Annotated in this window: 15 protein-coding genes and 1 riboswitch; of the genes, 8 read left to right on the forward strand and 7 right to left on the reverse strand. The window is 63.2% G+C overall.

The genetic code is table 11. The features are described from left to right. Window positions 1–32: 32 nt before the first annotated feature. Window positions 33–1,430, reverse strand: coding sequence for a YncE family protein (locus tag GJB56_RS15655; protein WP_113683291.1), 1,398 nt, complete (start codon window positions 1,428–1,430; stop codon window positions 33–35). Window positions 1,431–1,824: 394 nt separating this feature from the next. After that, window positions 1,825–2,034, forward strand: a riboswitch (cyclic di-AMP (ydaO/yuaA leader). A gap of 8 nt (window positions 2,035–2,042) precedes the next feature. Here GJB56_RS15655 and GJB56_RS15660 point away from each other — a divergent pair. After that, window positions 2,043–2,606: a transglycosylase family protein gene (locus GJB56_RS15660; protein WP_113683292.1), complete on the forward strand. Its 564-nt coding sequence runs from the start codon at window positions 2,043–2,045 to the stop codon at window positions 2,604–2,606. 83 nt (window positions 2,607–2,689) lie between these two features. Here the strand turns inward: GJB56_RS15660 and GJB56_RS15665 are convergent, their stop codons facing one another. Beyond that, window positions 2,690–2,878: a hypothetical protein gene (locus GJB56_RS15665; protein ID WP_019744939.1), complete on the reverse strand. Its 189-nt coding sequence runs from the start codon at window positions 2,876–2,878 to the stop codon at window positions 2,690–2,692. A gap of 60 nt (window positions 2,879–2,938) precedes the next feature. On the opposite strand from GJB56_RS15665, the gene GJB56_RS15670 reads away from it, so the two are divergent. Next, window positions 2,939–5,263: a helicase-associated domain-containing protein gene (locus GJB56_RS15670; protein ID WP_113683293.1), complete on the forward strand. Its 2,325-nt coding sequence runs from the start codon at window positions 2,939–2,941 to the stop codon at window positions 5,261–5,263. Window positions 5,264–5,350: 87 nt separating this feature from the next. Then, window positions 5,351–5,476 (forward strand): hypothetical protein, encoded by a 126-nt coding sequence (locus tag GJB56_RS31925; protein WP_019744941.1) that lies wholly within the window; start codon window positions 5,351–5,353, stop codon window positions 5,474–5,476. A 413-nt stretch (window positions 5,477–5,889) separates the two neighbouring features. Here the strand turns inward: GJB56_RS31925 and GJB56_RS15680 are convergent, their stop codons facing one another. Both GJB56_RS15680 and GJB56_RS15685 read right to left on the reverse strand, forming a co-directional pair. After that, window positions 5,890–6,552, reverse strand: a complete 663-nt coding sequence (locus GJB56_RS15680) for a TetR/AcrR family transcriptional regulator (protein WP_113683294.1) — start codon at window positions 6,550–6,552, stop codon at window positions 5,890–5,892. 54 nt (window positions 6,553–6,606) lie between these two features. Further along, window positions 6,607–6,918, reverse strand: a complete 312-nt coding sequence (locus GJB56_RS15685; RefSeq protein WP_060938151.1) for a hypothetical protein — start codon at window positions 6,916–6,918, stop codon at window positions 6,607–6,609. 216 nt (window positions 6,919–7,134) lie between these two features. Here GJB56_RS15685 and GJB56_RS15690 point away from each other — a divergent pair, with 216 nt between their 5' ends. The 5 genes from GJB56_RS15690 (at window position 7,135) to GJB56_RS15710 (ending at window position 14,161) form a co-directional block, all read left to right on the forward strand. Beyond that, window positions 7,135–8,328, forward strand: a complete 1,194-nt coding sequence (locus tag GJB56_RS15690) for an LLM class flavin-dependent oxidoreductase (protein WP_113683348.1) — start codon at window positions 7,135–7,137, stop codon at window positions 8,326–8,328. Next, window positions 8,325–9,404 (forward strand): alcohol dehydrogenase catalytic domain-containing protein, encoded by a 1,080-nt coding sequence (locus GJB56_RS15695; protein ID WP_113683295.1) that lies wholly within the window; start codon window positions 8,325–8,327, stop codon window positions 9,402–9,404. Before GJB56_RS15690 ends, GJB56_RS15695 begins: the two co-directional genes overlap by 4 nt. 180 nt (window positions 9,405–9,584) lie before the next feature. After that, window positions 9,585–11,243: a DNA repair helicase XPB gene (locus tag GJB56_RS15700; RefSeq protein ID WP_019744947.1), complete on the forward strand. Its 1,659-nt coding sequence runs from the start codon at window positions 9,585–9,587 to the stop codon at window positions 11,241–11,243. A gap of 102 nt (window positions 11,244–11,345) precedes the next feature. After that, window positions 11,346–13,424 (forward strand): peptidase, encoded by a 2,079-nt coding sequence (locus GJB56_RS15705; RefSeq protein WP_113683296.1) that lies wholly within the window; start codon window positions 11,346–11,348, stop codon window positions 13,422–13,424. A 74-nt stretch (window positions 13,425–13,498) separates the two neighbouring features. Beyond that, window positions 13,499–14,161 (forward strand): DUF3239 domain-containing protein, encoded by a 663-nt coding sequence (locus tag GJB56_RS15710; protein ID WP_113683297.1) that lies wholly within the window; start codon window positions 13,499–13,501, stop codon window positions 14,159–14,161. A gap of 9 nt (window positions 14,162–14,170) precedes the next feature. Here GJB56_RS15710 and GJB56_RS15715 read toward each other — a convergent pair whose 3' ends face one another. The 3 genes from GJB56_RS15715 to GJB56_RS15725 are packed head-to-tail and all read right to left on the reverse strand — an operon-like array spanning window position 14,171 to window position 17,746. Next, complete coding sequence (locus GJB56_RS15715) at window positions 14,171–15,157, reverse strand: LLM class F420-dependent oxidoreductase (RefSeq protein WP_021345292.1); 987 nt, start codon at window positions 15,155–15,157, stop codon at window positions 14,171–14,173. A gap of 13 nt (window positions 15,158–15,170) precedes the next feature. Further along, entirely contained in the window at window positions 15,171–16,403 is a 1,233-nt protein-coding gene (locus GJB56_RS15720) for an MFS transporter (RefSeq protein ID WP_021332205.1), read from the reverse strand. Further along, window positions 16,400–17,746 (reverse strand): LLM class flavin-dependent oxidoreductase, encoded by a 1,347-nt coding sequence (locus GJB56_RS15725; protein ID WP_113683298.1) that lies wholly within the window; start codon window positions 17,744–17,746, stop codon window positions 16,400–16,402. The genes GJB56_RS15720 and GJB56_RS15725 overlap by 4 nt, the downstream gene beginning before the upstream one ends. Window positions 17,747–17,758: the final 12 nt, after the last annotated feature.

Genomic DNA, 17,758 nt, shown 5'->3' on the forward strand with positions numbered 1-17,758 from the left:
GCTGTGGTCGGGTTCTCTCGTATCAGGTCGGATCAGCGGCCGAGGCTACCGAGTCCGGGGAGGTTACCGAGCGAACCGGTACCCGTTCCCGGGTTGCCCGGATCAACGGGGCCGACCGGACCCTCGGAGACCACGATGGTCACACTCGAAGCGCGCGAAAGCACGCTCTTCGCAGTTATCTCGACGGTGACGCTGCCGACGGCCGTGGGGGTTCCCGAGATGGTGCCGTCCTGTGCGAGGGACAGTCCGCCGGGCAGAGCACCGTTGGTGAGTGCAAAGGCTGCCCGGGTATCAGCGGCAGTGAGCTTCTGCGAATACGCCTTACCGACCTGAGCGGCAGGCAGTTCGACGGTCGCGGGTAGCGGGTACGCAGCAACGACGGTCACCTTGCCCCCGTTGGTCGTCGACGCGATGGCGCCGGTCGAGGTGTCGAGCGCGAGGTTTTTGACCTTCTCCAGTGCCGGAACCTTGGTATCGGTCAGAGCGGTGGTGGCGCGGGTCGTCAGATCGACCGACCACAGGTGTCCGTTCATGACGTCCGCGACATATGCAATGCCTGCAGCAGCGTCGACGACCACGCCGTTGGGAATCGCGGTCGGAGACAGCGTGGTCTTCGACAGAACCGCGCCGGCCGGGGTGATCGCCCACAGGTTGGTTGCCCGGGTGTCGGTCATGTAGATGTTGCCGGTGTTCGTGTCGACATCGACGTCGACCGGGTAGAGGTTGTCGGCACGCACGATCGACTTGAGTGCTCCGCCCTTGCGTACGTCCGCCTGCCACAGCGTGCGGCCGTAATTCTCGTCGAAGAAGTTGGTGTCCGCGATGTAGAGGAAGCCGCGGACACTGTCGAAGGCGAGCTTGGTCGGCGTTGCTGACTTGTCGACCAGAATGCTCGACACGGCGTCGGCGGCGTTGGGGTCGACGACTCGGATGTTGCCGGACTTGTAGTCCGAGAAGTACGCGCGGTGTGTTGTGGGGTCGACGACGACATCGTTGATCTGCGGCCGCGAGCCGTCGGGGTTCTTCTCGCTCAGCGTGACCGTCTTTTCGACCTTTCCGGTCTTCGTGTCGACAATCGAGATCGCGCCGCCGTAGGAGGAGGACACGTATGCGCGTCCGAGGTCCGAGTCCACGGCAAGTGCCGACGGGTAACCGACGACACCGTCGATGGTGCCGACGGACTTGCCGGTGTTCGTGTCGACGACGGACAACGAGCTGGTCGGTCCGCCGTACTGCGTGATGTATCCGCGGTGGGTTGCCGAGTCGACGACGATGTCGCCGGGCTGGGTTGCGGAATAGCTTCCGACAACACCGTGTGTCGGATCCTCGGGTGAGGCGTGTGCAGCGGGAGCAGTGACGGCCAGGCCGACAGCAGCAGCGGCGACGGCGAGTGACGCGGTGACCGCACGCCGACGGTATTGCAGTTTCATGAGGGGTGCCCTACTTCTTTGGAAGACTCTGCGAACCCTGCCCATTCGTGGCAAGTCAGGCAAACCTAACCTAAGTTTCAATCTCGATGTTGAGACACAGGACACATCTTCGACCTGGATCGGCGCACCTCTCACTCGGCCGGAATTCCATTTCCACATAACGTGTGACCTTGCTCACATTACGGATGGATAACGGAACGGACACAACCGGACATTCACTCAGGCACCCCCACCTACCTGGGAAGAGTCTCTTGCGCTTTGTGTGACGCGTTGTACGTCCTTCGCCACGCCGCGTTATCAAATGGTGACACGAGAGACTCGAGCCGTTACCGTCGTTTTCGGCCGGGAAACTCGGCCACCTCCGGCCCGCCGCGCCAAGCCTTGTCCCGCGGGTACCGGACTTCCGACAGAGCATTCCAGGGACGAGGACGGGGGACCCAAAGTCCTCTGTGAGAACAGAAAAGTTCTCCAGTGGACACCGGTTCGATCGCAAGACCGAATCTTGGGGTGAAGCCAGACCCTTTCCAGCCAGGAAAGGCGAGGCCGGGCGACCTCTCAGCCCGAACCCGACAGCTGACCTCGCAGGCGCGTGTGGAGAGGATTTCGACCATCATGAGCGGACGCCATCGCAAGCCCACCACCACCGGTCGCACTGTCGCCAAGGTCGCCGTCACCGGCGCCATCATGGGCGTAGCAGGAATTGCAGCCACCGGAACCGCAAGCGCTGCCCCCGACTCCGACTGGGATCGTCTCGCCCAGTGTGAGGCCGGCGGAAACTGGGCCATCAACACCGGCAACGGTTACCAGGGCGGACTGCAGTTCTCCCCCAGCACGTGGAACGCACACGGCGGCGGACAGTACGCAGCCACCGCAAACCAGGCCTCTCGCGAGCAGCAGATCGTTGTTGCCGAGCGTGTTCTCGCAAACCAGGGTTGGGGCGCATGGCCGTCCTGCTCCTCCAGCCTCGGACTGAGCAGCGGCGCCACCGAGCGTTCCGCTCCGGCCACCACGGCTCCTCAGGCAGCTCCGGCTCCGGCACAGCAGGTCGCTCAGACCGTTGCACACCCGGTCGCTGACGCCATCGATCAGGCAATCGCGTTCGCCAAGGCCAACGGCATCCCGGTCGACCCGCAGATCCTCGCAGTCGCCGACACCGCGAAGACGTTCCTCAAGTAACACCGGTAAGACTGTCCGCTCGGACGCTCGAACATCAAGAAGGCCCGCACCGAATCGGTGCGGGCCTTCTTCGTGTCGAGTTGTTATCGGTTGATGACGGTGTGCGGGTGTACGTAAGGAAGTGACTCCACCGGAACCGGAAAGGTGGTGTCCTCGCCGAAGGGTGAAAGTCCACCTGCGCGGGTCGATGACAATTCGGTCACTGCGTGATCTCCGTCTGCAGTTTCCGGCCATCCTGGATCTACATAGTGTTGCTTCGAATTGTTGGCCACGAAGTCATTTTGACAGGACGCCGTTACGCCGTACAGACCAGGTCTCTAATCTGATACCTGATGACCGAAACACGTGGCACCCCGGCGGGCAGTTCCGCAGCCGAAAGTCTGACCGATTGGCTCTCGGCGCGCAGTGACGCCGAGTTGACGGAGTTGCTGCGTCTGCGCCCCGATCTGGCCGTACCGCCGCCGAGCACGATGGTGGTTCTCAGTGGTCGGGCGCAGCAACGCGCGTCGGTCAGCCGAGCGGCGGACGAACTCGACACCCTGGATTTCGGTCTTCTCGAATTGTTGGCACTGGCTGGCGCCGAGGAAACTCCGATGACGCGGGCGGAGCTCAACAGTGCAATCGCCGAACGCGCCCTGACCGGCAAGGGCAAGGTCACCAAGAAGGCCGTCGACAAGTCACTGTCGAAGATGCGTGAGTCCGCCCTCGTCTGGGGTGTCGATCCCATCAGCGTCGTCCCGGCAGTCATCGGGATGATTCCGTGGCGTGTGGGGCGAGCCCTCGAACCTGCCGAGGCGATGACCGAGACCGAGATCTCGGCAGCCCTCGACGCTCTGGACACCCGTGAGCGGGATCTCCTCGAGACTCTCGCCAACTCCAGCCCGATCGGTCGCACCCGCGACGCCGCCCCCGGAACACCGCCTGAGCGCCCGGTTCAGCGACTGCTGGCGGCCGGCCTGCTGCGGTGGCTCGACGAGCAGACCGTCGAGCTTCCGGCGACGGTTCGTCAGGTCATCCGCGGCGAGCCGGTTTTCGATCCGACGACGCTGACCGCACCCGTCATCGGGGGCGACAAACTCAAACCCGCGGACGTGAACGCCGCAGCGGCCGGCGAGGCACTCGAGTTGGTACGCCAATGCGAGAGCGTGATCGCTGTTCTGGGCGCAGCACCGGCCCCAGCACTGCGAGCCGGTGGACTCGGTGTTCGAGAACTACGACGAGTGGCCAAGACGGCCGATCTCGACGAAGCGCGAGTGAGCCTGCTCGTCGAATTGCTCTCGGCAGCCGGACTCATCGCCAGTGAAACGCCCGATCCGGCGCCGGTCTCGGACAACGCGGACGAATACTGGACGCCCACACTCGCCGTCGACGGCTGGCTCAACGCGTCCACAGCGCGTCGGTGGGAGGTGCTGGCGTCCGCCTGGGTCGACGTACCGCGAGTTCCGTGGATGATCGGGCTGAGGGATTCCACCGACAAGCCCATCGCGGCGCTGTCCGAGGAAGGCCGGGCCCCGGCGGCTCCGCGCGATCGCCAGGCCATTCTGGGGCTGCTCTCCGAACTCGACAGTGGCCAGACTGCATCGGCCGTCGAGGTAAGTCGACTACTGGCGTGGCGACGCCCGCGATGGAGCGGGCGCCTACGGACGTTCGCAATCGAGCGGACTCTGGACGAGGCCGCCGCGCTCGGGCTGGTGGCCCGCGGCGCGTTGTCGTCACCTGGACGAGCTTTGCTGCACGGCGGGGACGCCGAAGCCGAAATGCAGTCCGCCCTACCCGAGCCCATCGACTACATCCTGGTCCAGGCAGATCTGACTCTGGTTGCGCCCGGCCCGCTCGTACCGGACCTGCTCGAGCAGGTGAGCCTGGTCGCGGACATCGAGTCGGCAGGATCGGCGTCCATGTACCGCATCAGCGAGGACAGCGTGCGTCGTGCGCTCGACGCCGGTCTGACGGCCACCGAACTGCATGCGATGTTCGCCTCGAAATCGAAGACGCCTGTTCCCCAATCACTTTCGTATCTGATCGACGATGTCGCCCGTCGACACGGGCGACTGCGTGCCGGAGTGGCGGCGTCGTTCATTCGATGTGAGGACGCGTCACTGCTGGCGGAGGTCCTCGCTTCGGCGGTGGCGGAGCCCCTGGCATTGCGCGCCTTGGCTCCCACAGTCGCGATTTCGCAGGCCCCACTGCGCGAGGTCCTGGCCGAGCTGCGCGCAGCCGGATTCGCGCCGGCAGGTGAGGACTCCTCGGGCACGTTGGTCGATCTCCGCCCACGCGGGGCGCGTGTACCGAACCGTCGCAGCCGACCGGCGTCGCGAATGCCCGCAAGCCCGTCGGCGGATCAATTGGCGTCGTTGGTACGCACGATGCGAGCAGGTGACCGCGCTTCCGCCCCGGGCCGTGGTGGTGTCCGGACGGACGGTTCGAGGGAGAACAATGCCGCCACCATCGCGTTACTGGCCACAGCGGCCCGGGACAATTCGAGCGTCAACATCGGCTATGTCGACGCTCAGGGGGTAGCGACTCATCGCATCGTCGACCCCGTCAGCGTGGGCGGCGGACAGCTGGACGCCTTCGACCCGGCAAGTGGTGCCGTACGCCGTTTCACGTTGCACCGCATTACTTCCGTCAGCCCCGTCGACTCCGGAAAAAAGTAGCAGAAAAGAAGCAACTGGCTTTTTTCTGTAAATGAAGTATGGTCGAGGTCAGTTTGTGATTGCCACTTCGAAAAATGAGGAGCGACAATGGCTGACAAGGCGCCGGGAAAGAACATGAAGAAACCCGCTCAGTCGATCAAGGAACGCCGCGCAGAAAAGCGGGCGAAAACTACGGAGTCTTCCGAGTTCATTCGTAAGCGGAAGCGGAGCTGACAGCACAGTCCAGAGGAAGACGAGCTGACTGCGAAGCTGACCAATGCCTGCCTCCACCGACACCCTCGTGCACCTGCACGAAACATTCAACCTGTTCAAGTCACGTAGTCGAGGAACTGATGCACGCTCGCGCGGCTACGCAGCGGGCATGACCCTGGCATCACTGTGTGTCCTCGACGAACACGCTCGGCAATCCGGAATACTTCTTTCGGATTTACCGCAGAAAGAGAATCAACCATCGTGAAAAGAACAATCCACACCCTGGACCGTATTCAGACGAGACTCGAATCGGAGCTTGATTCCACTCCGGGTGATTCCGAAAAGAATATCGGTTATAGATCCGGAATTTCCGAAGCTATTACTCATGTAATGGAAATGCGGAAGTCAGTGGTCGCGCAGAAATAGGAGGCGCATCAGTTAGGCGCTAATCCCAATAACTGTCGCACTCCACCCACCAGAAAGACGACCTGGTCCTCGTAGAAGTCGGCAAGTCGCTCCGGCGCGAGCGGCTTGCTGCTTCCGCTCCAATCGTCCGCTCGGCTCAACGCCTGGAGGAAGCCCATCAAGGCAACCGCCCAGCGAGTCTCGAGCCTTTCGGGATCGGTAGCAGGAAAGGTACGACGGACCTGGTCGAGAAGATGATCACGAAGGTGCATCTCGGTCGCCTCGAGGGCTGGATGGCCCGGTCGTGACATCTGCGGCTGCGAAATCTGCGTGACGATTCTGATCCATCGCATTCCCCGCGTGCGATGGCGAAGAAGCAGTGTCTTGTATGGCGCCGTGACGGCCCGCACCAACGCTTCGACCGTCGGCGACTCCTTGTCGGCGGCTAGGTCGTCCACGTTCGCGCTGATCTGATCTCGCACCGACGTTCCCATGTCCAACAGCACCGCGGCGACCAGATCCTCCTTGGTGCCGAAATGGTAGTGGACGGACGACGGTCCGAGACCGGCCGCCGCGTTGACCGCGCGCAGCGAAACTGCATCCAATCCCTCTGTCGCGAAAAGCCGTTCAGCAGTTTTGAGCAAACGCAGACGTGTCACGTCGCCTTGACGGTTCTGCCGGGAGTCGGTCATACGAACGAGCTTCGCACGGGCTCGCCGAACTTCTCCGAAGCGCTGACCGCGGAGTCAGAGTGATTCACGGTGTGCTCGCACCCTGTTGTCGCGATCGACCCAGCCGTGGGCGCGCGCGTAGTCCACCATCGCGGAGAACTTCTGCTTCCACTGCGCGTTTCCGACCTGGGCCGCGACGGCTTGTTCCAGGTGAGCAATGTCGAGCCAGACATGATCGTCCTCGAGTTCCCCCCACGGTTCCAATGCCCGACTCAGAGTCGCGGATTGATCGTCGCCGCCTACGACGACCGAGAGACTGGTGAAGTCGTCGACCCCGTTCAGTTCGACGGTCGAGGAGGTGGGGGTGATTGTGACGTCCAGTCGCATGACCTCTTCAACGCTCCTTCTCAAAATGCCTGGTTCAGTTGATCGACTTGAAACAACCTTAGACGACATGACTGCGCCAGATAGCATTGAGCTACAAGTGATTACAAACCTCCCACTGTGCGGGAGGCTCAACTTATTGGATCAGTTGATCCATGTTAGACATCTGCATCAGAGCGAGTGATCCAAATCACTCCCCTGTCGACAGGAGATGTCATCGTGTGGTCCGCATCGTCCATCCGCTTCGGAGCCTTCCTCGCCCCGTACCATCCGCTCGACGCCGATCCCGCCCTGCAACTCAGACGCGACATCGACCTCATGACACACCTGGACCACCTCGGATTCGAAGAAGCGTGGATGGGTGAGCATCATTCGACCGGCGCCGAGATCGTGCCGGCCCCGGACATGTTCATCGCGGCCGCCGCAGAGCGAACCGAGCGCATCCAGTTCGGCACAGGCGTGACGTCCCTGCCCTATCACCACCCGCTGATCACGGCCGACCGCATCACTCAGCTCGATCTGCAGACCCGCGGACGGCTCATCTTCGGCACCGGCCCGGGCAAGATCCCCCTCGATGCACACATGATGGGTATCAACCCGTCGGACCAGCGTCGCCGCCAGGGCGAAGCGCTCGAGGCCATTCTCGCGTTGCTTCGCGGCGAGGTCGTCAACATGGAAACCGACTGGTTCACGTTGCGTGACGCACGCGCACAGCTGCCCACCTACCGTGCGGACGGCATCGAGACCGTGACAGCGTCGACGATTTCCCCCAACGGTTCGGTGCTTGCCGGCAAGAACGGGCTCTCCCTGCTCTCACTCGCGGCGAGTTCACCCAGCGGATTCGACGCACTGGATCGCAACTGGGATGTGTACGAGAAGGTCTCGGCCGAGCACGGCCACCACGCCGACCGGGCGACGTGGCGTGTGGTCAATCCGATGTTCATCGCCGAGACCCGAGCCGAAGCCGAGCGCGCCGTGAGCCGACGGATCGGATCGATGGCCTCCTACGTGAATCGACAGACCGGCCAGAACCCTGCCTGGGCAGATACACCTGCCGGAATCATCGACCAGTGGCGCAACGACACGCTCGGCGAGTTCGGTCAGGCGATCATCGGTACGCCCGAAGATGCGATTGCTCAGATCGAGCGTCTGATCGAGAAGACAGGAGGGTTCGGCACGTTCCTGATCCTTCACGTGGACATGGCGAGCTGGGAGGACACCAAACGCAGCTACGAATTGTTCGCCTCCGAGGTGGTCCCGCACTTCCGGAAGCGGAATGTCGGACGTCAGGCGAGCATGCAGTTCGCCGAGGACAACTGCGAATACCTGATCGGCGGGCTGGTCGGAGCGATCACCAAAGCCCATACCGACTACTACGGCCAACCGGCCGAGACGGGAGCCTTGCGCGCATGAGGGCTGTCCGATTCCAACAGGGAGAATTCGCCGTCGCCGAGATGGCCGACGCGCCGCCGTTGGCACCCCATCAGATCCGCATCGACGTCGTCGCCTGCGGAATCTGCGGCAGCGACCTGAGCATGTCGAAGGACCCGTGCCGATTCGTCGAGGTCGCACACAACGGTGGCTACCCGCTCGCCACCTTCGATCCAGACGCACCCGTGGTGCTGGGCCACGAGTACGCGGGTATCGTCTCCGAGACCGGTTCTGCAGTAGACGATTTCATGATCGGCGATCGGGTGTCCGGCATCGGCTTGGCCACCGACACGGCTACCGGAATCCCGACGATCATCGGTTACTCGAACGAATACCACGGCGCGTTCGGCGATCACATCGTTGTCGACGCCTTCTGGGTGCGCAAGGTTCCCGACCATCTGTCACTCGAGCACGCCACACTGGCCGAACCTCTACACGTCGGCGAGATGCATCTCCAACAGTCCGGCCTCACCTCGGCCGATTCAGCGCTCGTCGTCGGTTGCGGCACGATCGGACTGGGTGCCATCGTCGCGGCGAAAGTGAGAGGGGCACAGATCGTCATCGCGTCCGAACCCTCCCCCAAACGCCGCGAGCTCGCCAAGAAGATGGGCGCGGACATCGTCGTCGACCCCTTCACACAGGATCCGATCGAACTGTGGAATCAGATGGTCGCCGAAGGCAACCCGCTCGTGGGCCAGGCCGCGAACGGCATCCTGATCGCCTACGAATGCAGCGGCCGGGCGGGGGTCATCGGCGAACTGATGCGCACCCTGCCGTTCAACTCGCGGATTCAGGTCCTGGCTGCGCCGTTCGGCGACGAGACCATCGTTCCCGTCATCGGGCAGTTCCGAAGGATCTCGATCAACTTCGGTCATGGCCCCTACGAGAACGCGTACGACATCACCCTTGCTCGGTTGGCCGCCGGCGAGATCGACGCCGAAGCGATCATTACCGGCCGTGTCGGGCTCGACGGAGTTTCGGACGCTTTTGCGGCTCTTCGCGCACCCGACGAGCACGTGAAGATCCTCGTCCTGCCCGCTGCAGGTCGTCCGGAATAGCGGTTGGTCCTGCTCTGTTGACGTAGGGGTGCCCGAACTCGGGCACCTCTACTCCTGGCTGTGCGAGCGTCGTCTGTTGGCGTATGCGCGCCGATACCAGGACAATGGCAGGGTTGGCGTCAGCCGACAACGCGGTGCAACGCTCTGTGGCTGCCGCGTTTGTTTCACTAGGAGGCTTCCGTGACCGACGGACCGTTGATCGTCCAATCCGACAAGACGCTGCTGTTGGAGGTCGACCACGAGCGCGCCGGCGATGCCAGGCAGGCAATCGCCCCCTTCGCCGAACTCGAACGCGCCCCCGAGCACGTCCACACGTATCGCATCACTCCCCTGGCCTTGTGGAATGCCCGCGCCGCCGGACACGACGCCGAGCAGGTTGTCGACGCTCTGGTTTCGTTCTCACGATTCGCAGTTCCGCAACCGCTGCTGGTCGACATCGTCGACACGATGGCCAGGTACGGACGCTTGCAGCTGGTCAAGAGCCCGGTGCACGGCCTCATCCTGGTCAGCCTCGACCGGGCAGTCCTCACCGAGGTGATGCGACACAAGAAGATCTCACCGATGCTCGGTGAGAAGGTCGACGACGACACCGTGATCGTCCACCCGAGCGAACGCGGCCGCCTCAAGCAGATGCTGCTCAAGGTGGGCTGGCCGGCCGAGGACCTCGCCGGCTATGTGGACGGCGAAGCGCACCCGATCGATCTCGCTTTCGAAGAAGGCCACTGGGAACTGCGCGACTACCAGCAGATGGCAGCGGATTCGTTCTGGGCCGGCGGCTCGGGCGTCGTCGTGCTGCCGTGTGGCGCCGGCAAGACGATGGTGGGCGCAGCAGCCATGGCAAAGGCCAAAGCCACCACACTCATCCTCGTCACCAATACCGTCGCCGGTCGTCAGTGGAAGCGTGAGCTCATCGCCCGCACGTCGTTGACCGAGGAAGAAATCGGCGAGTACTCCGGCGAGCGCAAGGAGATTCGGCCGGTCACGATCGCCACTTACCAGGTGATCACGCGTCGTACGAAGGGCGAGTACAAGCACCTCGAACTTTTCGACTCCCGCGACTGGGGACTGGTGATCTACGACGAGGTCCACTTGCTGCCCGCACCCGTCTTCCGGATGACGGCAGACCTGCAGTCGCGCCGCCGTCTCGGCCTGACCGCAACGCTGGTTCGTGAGGACGGCCGCGAAGGCGACGTCTTCTCGCTCATCGGCCCCAAGCGCTACGACGCTCCGTGGAAGGACATCGAAGCGCAGGGCTGGATCGCGCCGGCAGACTGCGTCGAGGTGCGAGTGACGATGACGGACGCCGAGCGCATGTCCTATGCCGTCGCCGAACCGGAGGAGCGCTACAAACTGTGCTCGACGGCGCACACCAAAATTGCTGTCGTGAAGTCGATTCTGGCGAAGCACCCGGATTCACCGACCTTGGTGATCGGTGCGTATCTCGATCAGCTCGACGAACTCGGCGAAGCCCTGAACGCCCCGGTGATCAAGGGATCCACCAAGAACAAGGAACGTGAGATCCTGTTCGATCAGTTCCGCAACGGTGAGATCCAGACGCTGGTGGTGAGTAAGGTCGCGAACTTCTCGATCGACCTTCCGGAGGCGTCTGTCGCCGTGCAGGTTTCGGGAACCTTCGGATCGAGGCAGGAAGAAGCTCAGCGACTCGGGCGACTGTTGCGCCCCAAGCACGACGGCGGTCAGGCCCACTTCTATTCGGTGGTTTCCCGCGACACTCTCGATGCGGAATATGCGGCACATCGTCAGCGATTCCTCGCCGAACAGGGCTACGCCTACCGGATCACCGACGCCGATGACCTGCTCGGACCTGCAATCGGCTGAGCATTTCTGCAACACGTTGCAGAATCAAATGGACATACGTCCAGTTATCTGTAGAGTGTCCCCTGTCACAGTCGTGTCCATCGGCCGGGGGTCACCAGCACCATGCGCTCAGTTCCACGTCTACGGGGTCGGCTCGCCGGAACCATCTCGCTGCTGACTGCCGCCGTCGTCGTCGCCACGACCGGCGTCAGCGCCGCGGCACCGAGTCCTGCTCCTACCGCGCAGAACTCGGTGTACGCACTTGCGAACGGTTGCTTCGCGCTGCGCACCGAGTCTGGTGATTTCGTCCGTCGTGACGGGTCGGCGTACCTCACCGACGTAACGAAAGCCGCAGACGCCGAACCGTTCCGACTACATGCGGCCCAGTTGGGTCGTTTCATGCTGTACGGCCCGGACGGGTCGATGCTCTCGCACGACGGCGCGGACTCGGTACTCGCCACTTCCGAAGCAACTCCCTCCACCGACTGGACAGTGATGTCCACCGGTGAATCGTTCGTTCTGACCGCGACCTCGAACGGCCGTCAACTGATCTCGCGCGACTTGACGCTCACGATGTCCGATCCCGGTGACGTTCCCGAATCTGCGTTCACGCTGATCCCGCGCGGTGGCTGCGCCGACTTCCCCGAAGCGGAGGTGGGCGCAAACGGCGTTCCAGGAGAAATCGGACCGAACGGTGAAGTCACCGGATTCATCGACACACACGTGCACATGAACGCTTCCGAGTTCATGGGCGGAAACCTGCACTGCGGCCGACCTTTCGACCCTCAGGGCGTCACCGCAGCGCTCGTCGACTGCCCGGACCATCAACCCGACGGGATACCTGCGCTCCTCGAAAACGTTCTGTCGTACGGCAATCCCTTCGAAACTCACGACACCACCGGCTGGCCGAGTTTCGCCGACTGGCCGGCGCACGATTCACTGACACACGAGCAGACGTACTACAAGTGGGTCGAGCGTGCCTGGCGTGGTGGTCTGCGAATCTTCACCAATCTCTTTGTCGCCAACCGTGTGCTGTGCGAGCTGTATCCGAGTAAGCGAAATCCCTGTGACGAGATGGAGACCGTCCGGATCCAGGCGCAGCAGACACGCGAACTCCAGGACTACATCGACGCCCAGTACGGCGGTCCCGGCCGGGGTTGGTTCCGCATCGTGAGCTCCCCTGAACAGGCCAGGCAGGTGGCCGCCGACGGAAAGCTGGCCGTCACCCTCGGGGTGGAGGTGTCCGAACCCTTCGGTTGCTCTGTGCGCAACGGTATTCCGCAGTGCACCGAGGACGACATCGACCGCGGCCTGGACGAGTTGTACGACCTCGGTGTTCGGCAGATGATCGTCACGCACAAGTTCGACAACGCCCTCGGCGGTGCCCGTTTCGACGGCGGCGTCACCGGAGTGGCCGTCAATATCGGCAACTACCTGGGCACCGGGGAGTTCTGGCAATCGGAACCATGCACCGGCGTTGCCGAGGACAATGTGCTGCCCACCAAGGTCGACGGCGCACAGAATCTTCTCGCGGTACTCCCACCCGGAGTGACGCTTCCGGTGTACCCCTCTGGTCCGCAATGCAATTCGCACGGCCTGACCGACCTCGGCGCATACACGATCCGAGGTTTGATGGACCGAGGGATGATCGTGGACATCGATCACATGAGCGTCAAGACCGCCGAAGAAGCCCTCGACATTCTCGAAGCAGCGAACTATTCCGGTGTTGTTTCCAGTCACAGCTGGAGCGACCCGAGCCTCTACAAGCGGATCTACGCGCTCGGCGGATTTGTCGCCCTGTACGCCGGGCAACTGGACGCATCGGACGACAAGCCCGAGGAGCGTGGGTTCATCGACCAGTGGCGCGACGCACGGACAATGCGAAGCGAGAACTACTACTTCGGTTTCGGCTACGGCGCAGACACCAACGGCTTCGGGCCGCAGGCCGCACCGCGCGGTGACGCCGCCGAAAATCCGCTCCAATATCCGTACACCGCCTTCGACGGCACCGTCATGGACCAGCAGCACGCCGGCACCAGGGTTTTCGACGTGAACACCGACGGCGTTGCCCAGTACGGGATGATTCCCGACTGGATCGCGGACATGCGTATTGCTGCGGGCGCCGACGGCGACACGATCATCGAGGACATGAGCCGTGGCGCCGAGGCTTACCTGCAGATGTGGGAGCGCGCGCGAAACTAGCTACGCTGGTGGACGGCTCCCGGGAGATCGGGGGCCGGTCCTAGATCGTCCGGCACCACCCGAAGGATTTTTTCGTGGCTGACTTCCAGTTCACCGTCGACAAGGCCCACGCCAAGTCGGTCAACGACACACTGGCCGACGTACGCCGCCTGCAGATTTCTGCGGTGATCTTCGCGATCGTCCTCGCCGCGGTCGGAGCCTGGCTGATCAGCATGGGTGAGGTGTGGTCCATCATCATCGGCGCGGTCCTCGCCATCGGTGCGGCCAGTTCACTGTGGGTCGCCTTGTGGGCACCTCGCAAGGTGGGAAGCGTCGAATCTCTGTATGCGGACAACCCACTGGTTCCCGCGATCGTCACCGAGGTTCACCCTCGAGCGGCGACCCTGACGGCACTGATCGACATCGCGAAGCCGGCGGCCGGAGCACCGAAGTACGCGCTCGTCAGCCGCAATGTTCGACTCAATCCGAAGTGGCGAGTCGGCGACCGCATTCCGTCGGTGGCACTGCGTTCGGATCGTTCCACCCGCAGCAAGGCTGACACGTGGCAGATGGTCAGCCCCATGCCGATCGAGTGGGGAACCAAGGACTCGGCAGTGCTGGCACGCGCGATCGCAGCTGTCAGTGCGAGCGAGTGGAACTTCCTGCAGAGCCGGATCCCCGACTCCGAAGAAGTTCGCACCCACCCCGATCGCCGGCTTCTGATCAACCCGGCCGATCTTCCTGACTCCCTGCGCTAGCCCTAACGGTTACGCAAGCGCGGGCAGCACTTCCTTCTCGAACATCTCGATTCCCGACGTGTCGTACGCGGCCTCGGGGAAGTAGAAGATTCCGTACTCGAGTCCCTGCGCCTTGAGCGCCGACAGGTTCTCGATGATCTGCTCGGGTGTACCTACGGCAGGCATTCCGCGGAACGCATCGAGCGACGCATCGGCGGCAGCTTCGCCGACCAACGGCGTCAGTCTGTCCTTCAGTGTCTCCAACCGCTGAGCCACCTCGGATTCCGTCGCGCCGATGGCCACGTTGTAGTTGGCCGAACGGACGATGGCGTCGAAATCGGTACCGACGGTGTCGCAGTGCTTCTTCAGGATCTCGGACTTGTGCGCGAAGCCGGCCGGGGTGCCGTCGAAGTTTGTGTACTGCGCGTACTTGGCCGCGATCTTGAGTGTGACCTTCTCGCCGCCACCGGCAACCCAGATGGGAATTCCGCCCTCTTGCAACGGAAGTGGACGGCACAGCGCTCCGTCGACCTGGTAGTACTTGCCGTCGAGCGTCGAGCTGCCGGTCGACCACGCCTGCTGCATGATCTGGATTCCTTCGTCGAGGCGGCCCAGACGCTCACCGGCAGAGGGGAAACCGTAGCCGTACGCGCGCCACTCCTGCTCGTACCAACCGCCGCCGATGCCCATCTCGACGCGTCCACCCGTGATCAGGTCGGTGGTCGCGGCGACCTTGGCGAGGTACGCCGGGTTTCGGTAACTCATGGCGGTACACATCTGGCCCAGTCGGATACGCGAGGTCGACGCACCCAGTGCGGCCATCAACGTCCACGCCTCGTGAGTCGCTTCTTCCGTCGGTTGGGGAACGGTGTGAAAGTGGTCGTAGACCCACACCGACTCCCACGGCCCTGCCTCCGCGCGCAGCGTGAAGTCTCGCATCACCTCCCACTGCTTCGCGGGGTCGATGCCGACCAGGTCCAGACGCCAGCCTTGAGGTACGAACAGTCCGAATCGCATGTAGCGAGCCTACCTACAGTTTCCCGACGCGCGACCGGGGTGACACCCGCGGAGAATAGACCGGAATGAAGCGGAACATCATCGCCGCGCCGGCGAACGAAGTCGCGCCCAGTGCGGCAAATGCCCACCCGAGCGGGAACACCGCGGCGAGAAGACCGATCGCGAGCGGCCCACCGAACATGCCCGTGTCGTGCGTCAATCGCCATGCAGCGAGGAACTCGGCGCGCTCTTCGGGCGGGGCGATATCAGCGCCGAGAGTCATGATCACGCCGTTGCCCAGTCCGTTGCCGATCCCCATCACGACAGCGACCACGGTCAATCCCACTGCACCCGTCGAAAACGGCAACATCAGGTACGACACACCGATCACCGTCAGCGAAGGCACCGCGACCAACCTACGGCCGTATCGGTCCATGATGTGTCCGGCCGGATACGAGCACAGCAGGTCCACGGCCGCACCGATACCGAAGATCACACTCACCTGGGCTGCATCCAACCCGAGGTGCAATGCCCACAATGGAAGAACGGCCTCACGCGAAGCGCGGGCGGCGCCCATCAGAAGGGAGCCTGTCCCGAGCGTCGACAGAGCGGCACGATGACGGCGAAGGATCTCCGGGAGGGTGACGTGCCCGTGATCGCTGTTGCCCGCCTGCACCTTTCGTGGCGGGTCGGGAACGCGGGCCATCAGCGCCCCGGCGAGCACGACGCCCACCAACTGGACGAGGAATCCTCCGCGCGCTCCCACCAGGAGAATCACGCCGGCACCGATGAGCGGTCCCAGGAAGAAACCCAACCGCCACATCGCGGCGAACGACGACATTGCTCGGGCCCGAAGACCGAGTGGCACGGTCTCGGCCAGGTAGCTCTGCCGCGCAAGGCCCCACACCGCATTCGCCAGTCCGGTCAACAGTGCGCCGATACCGAGCATCCACGGAGTCTGTGCAAGCAGACAGATCACCACTCCTGTTGCACCCAAAGAACTTCCGCCGATGATCGACCTGCGCTCACCGAAACGCGACACTATCCGGCCGGCAGGGAGGTCACCGAGTACGGCACCCAAGCCACCGAGCGCAACGATCAGGCCGGCGACGGCGACCGATGCACCCAGGTCGCGCGCGGTGACGGCCATGATGGGGGCAGCCGCACCCTGACCGATCCCGAAGATGGCCGCCGGCACGAAAACCGTTGTGACCAGTGGCTTGAGTCCGGCAATCGCCGGCTGTTCCTTGGGCAGTGTTTCCGTCACGCGCTCACTTCTGCCGCGTCAGCGGCCCGCGAGAACCGGTTCGCCGGACGATCGAGGCCGTAGTGGCCCCGCAGGGTCGATTCGGTGTACTCGGTTCGGAAGAGCCCACGCGCCTGCAGAATCGGCACGACCCGGTCGACGAACACCTCGAGCCCTCCGGGCAGATAGGGCGGCATGATGTTGAAGCCGTCCGCTGCGCCCTTGTCGAACCATTCGGTCAACTCGTCCGCGACCTGCTCCGGTGTCCCGGCAAAAGTCCGATGCCCACGGCCACCGCCGAGTTTGCCGATCAATTCACGGACGGTGAGGTTTTCGCTCTCTGCAAGATCTTTGACGAGCTGGTATCGACTCTTGTTCCCTTGGATGCGATCGATGTCCGGCAACGGTGGCAGCGGGGCATCCAGAGAATGCTCGGTGAGATCGACACCCACCATGTTCGAGAGCTGGCGCAGCGAATACTCCGGAGAGATCAGGTCCGTGAACGACTGCTCCAGAGCCTTCGCTTCTTCTTCCGTATCCGCGATGAAGGGCACGATGCCCGGCAGCACCTTGATCTCGTCGGGTCTACGCCCGTACTTGATCAGCCGCGCTTTGAGATCGTTGTAGAAATCCTGCCCCTGCTCGAGTGTTCGTTGAGCGGTGAACACGGCTTCGGCATACCTCGCCGCGAAATCCTTACCGCTCTCGGAGGAACCGGCCTGTACAAGCAGCGGACGTCCCTGTGGAGACCTCGGCGAATTGAGCGGGCCAGCCACCGTGAATCGTTGACCGTCATGGTCGATGCGATGGACACGATCAGGATCGGCGAAGATTCCGGTCTCTTCGTCCAGGACAACTGCCCCCTCTTCCCAGCTGTCCCAGAGTCCGAGCGTCACGTCGAGAAACTCCTCGGCGCGCTCGTAACGACCGCTGTGCGTCGGTACCGCATCGAGGCCGAAGTTCGCGGCCTCGTCGGCGCCGGCCGACGTCACGATGTTCCACCCGCCTCGTCCGCCACTGATGTGATCGAGGGAAGCGAACTTCCTTGCAAGAGTGTACGGATCGCTGTAACTGGTCGACGCGGTTGCAATCAACCCCACCTTCTCGGTGGCCGCAGCGATCGCCGACAGCAAGGTGACGGGTTCGAAGATCGCCTGAGTGTTGTATTTGACCCGCGGGCCGACTGCTAGACCGTCGGCGAAGAACACCGAGTCCAGCTTGCCACGCTCGGCGATTCTCCCCAGTTCCTGGAAGTGCTTGACGTCCAGAAGGTTGGCCGCATTTGTGCGTGGGTGGCGCCACGCCGCCTCATGATGGCCGACGCCCATCAGGAAGGCGTTCAGATGAAATTGTCGTTCGGACATGAGTTCGCAGAA

This window comes from Rhodococcus sp. AQ5-07, from assembly GCF_009707305.1.
GTDB classification, from domain to species: domain Bacteria; phylum Actinomycetota; class Actinomycetes; order Mycobacteriales; family Mycobacteriaceae; genus Rhodococcus_F; species Rhodococcus_F erythropolis.

Excerpts from the sequence above, each read along its gene's own strand:
- GJB56_RS15685 (WP_060938151.1), bottom strand. The coding sequence starts at position 6,918 with ATGCGACTGGACGTCACAATCACCCCCACCTCCTCGACCGTCGAACTG.
- GJB56_RS15670 (WP_113683293.1), top strand. The coding sequence starts at position 2,939 with ATGACCGAAACACGTGGCACCCCGGCGGGCAGTTCCGCAGCCGAAAGT.
- GJB56_RS15660 (WP_113683292.1), top strand. The coding sequence starts at position 2,043 with ATGAGCGGACGCCATCGCAAGCCCACCACCACCGGTCGCACTGTCGCC.
- GJB56_RS15695 (WP_113683295.1), top strand. The coding sequence starts at position 8,325 with ATGAGGGCTGTCCGATTCCAACAGGGAGAATTCGCCGTCGCCGAGATG.
- GJB56_RS31925 (WP_019744941.1), top strand. The coding sequence starts at position 5,351 with ATGGCTGACAAGGCGCCGGGAAAGAACATGAAGAAACCCGCTCAGTCG.
- GJB56_RS15715 (WP_021345292.1), bottom strand. The coding sequence starts at position 15,157 with ATGCGATTCGGACTGTTCGTACCTCAAGGCTGGCGTCTGGACCTGGTC.
- GJB56_RS15680 (WP_113683294.1), bottom strand. The coding sequence starts at position 6,552 with ATGACCGACTCCCGGCAGAACCGTCAAGGCGACGTGACACGTCTGCGT.
- GJB56_RS15655 (WP_113683291.1), bottom strand. The coding sequence starts at position 1,430 with ATGAAACTGCAATACCGTCGGCGTGCGGTCACCGCGTCACTCGCCGTC.
- GJB56_RS15725 (WP_113683298.1), bottom strand. The coding sequence starts at position 17,746 with ATGTCCGAACGACAATTTCATCTGAACGCCTTCCTGATGGGCGTCGGC.
- GJB56_RS15705 (WP_113683296.1), top strand. The coding sequence starts at position 11,346 with ATGCGCTCAGTTCCACGTCTACGGGGTCGGCTCGCCGGAACCATCTCG.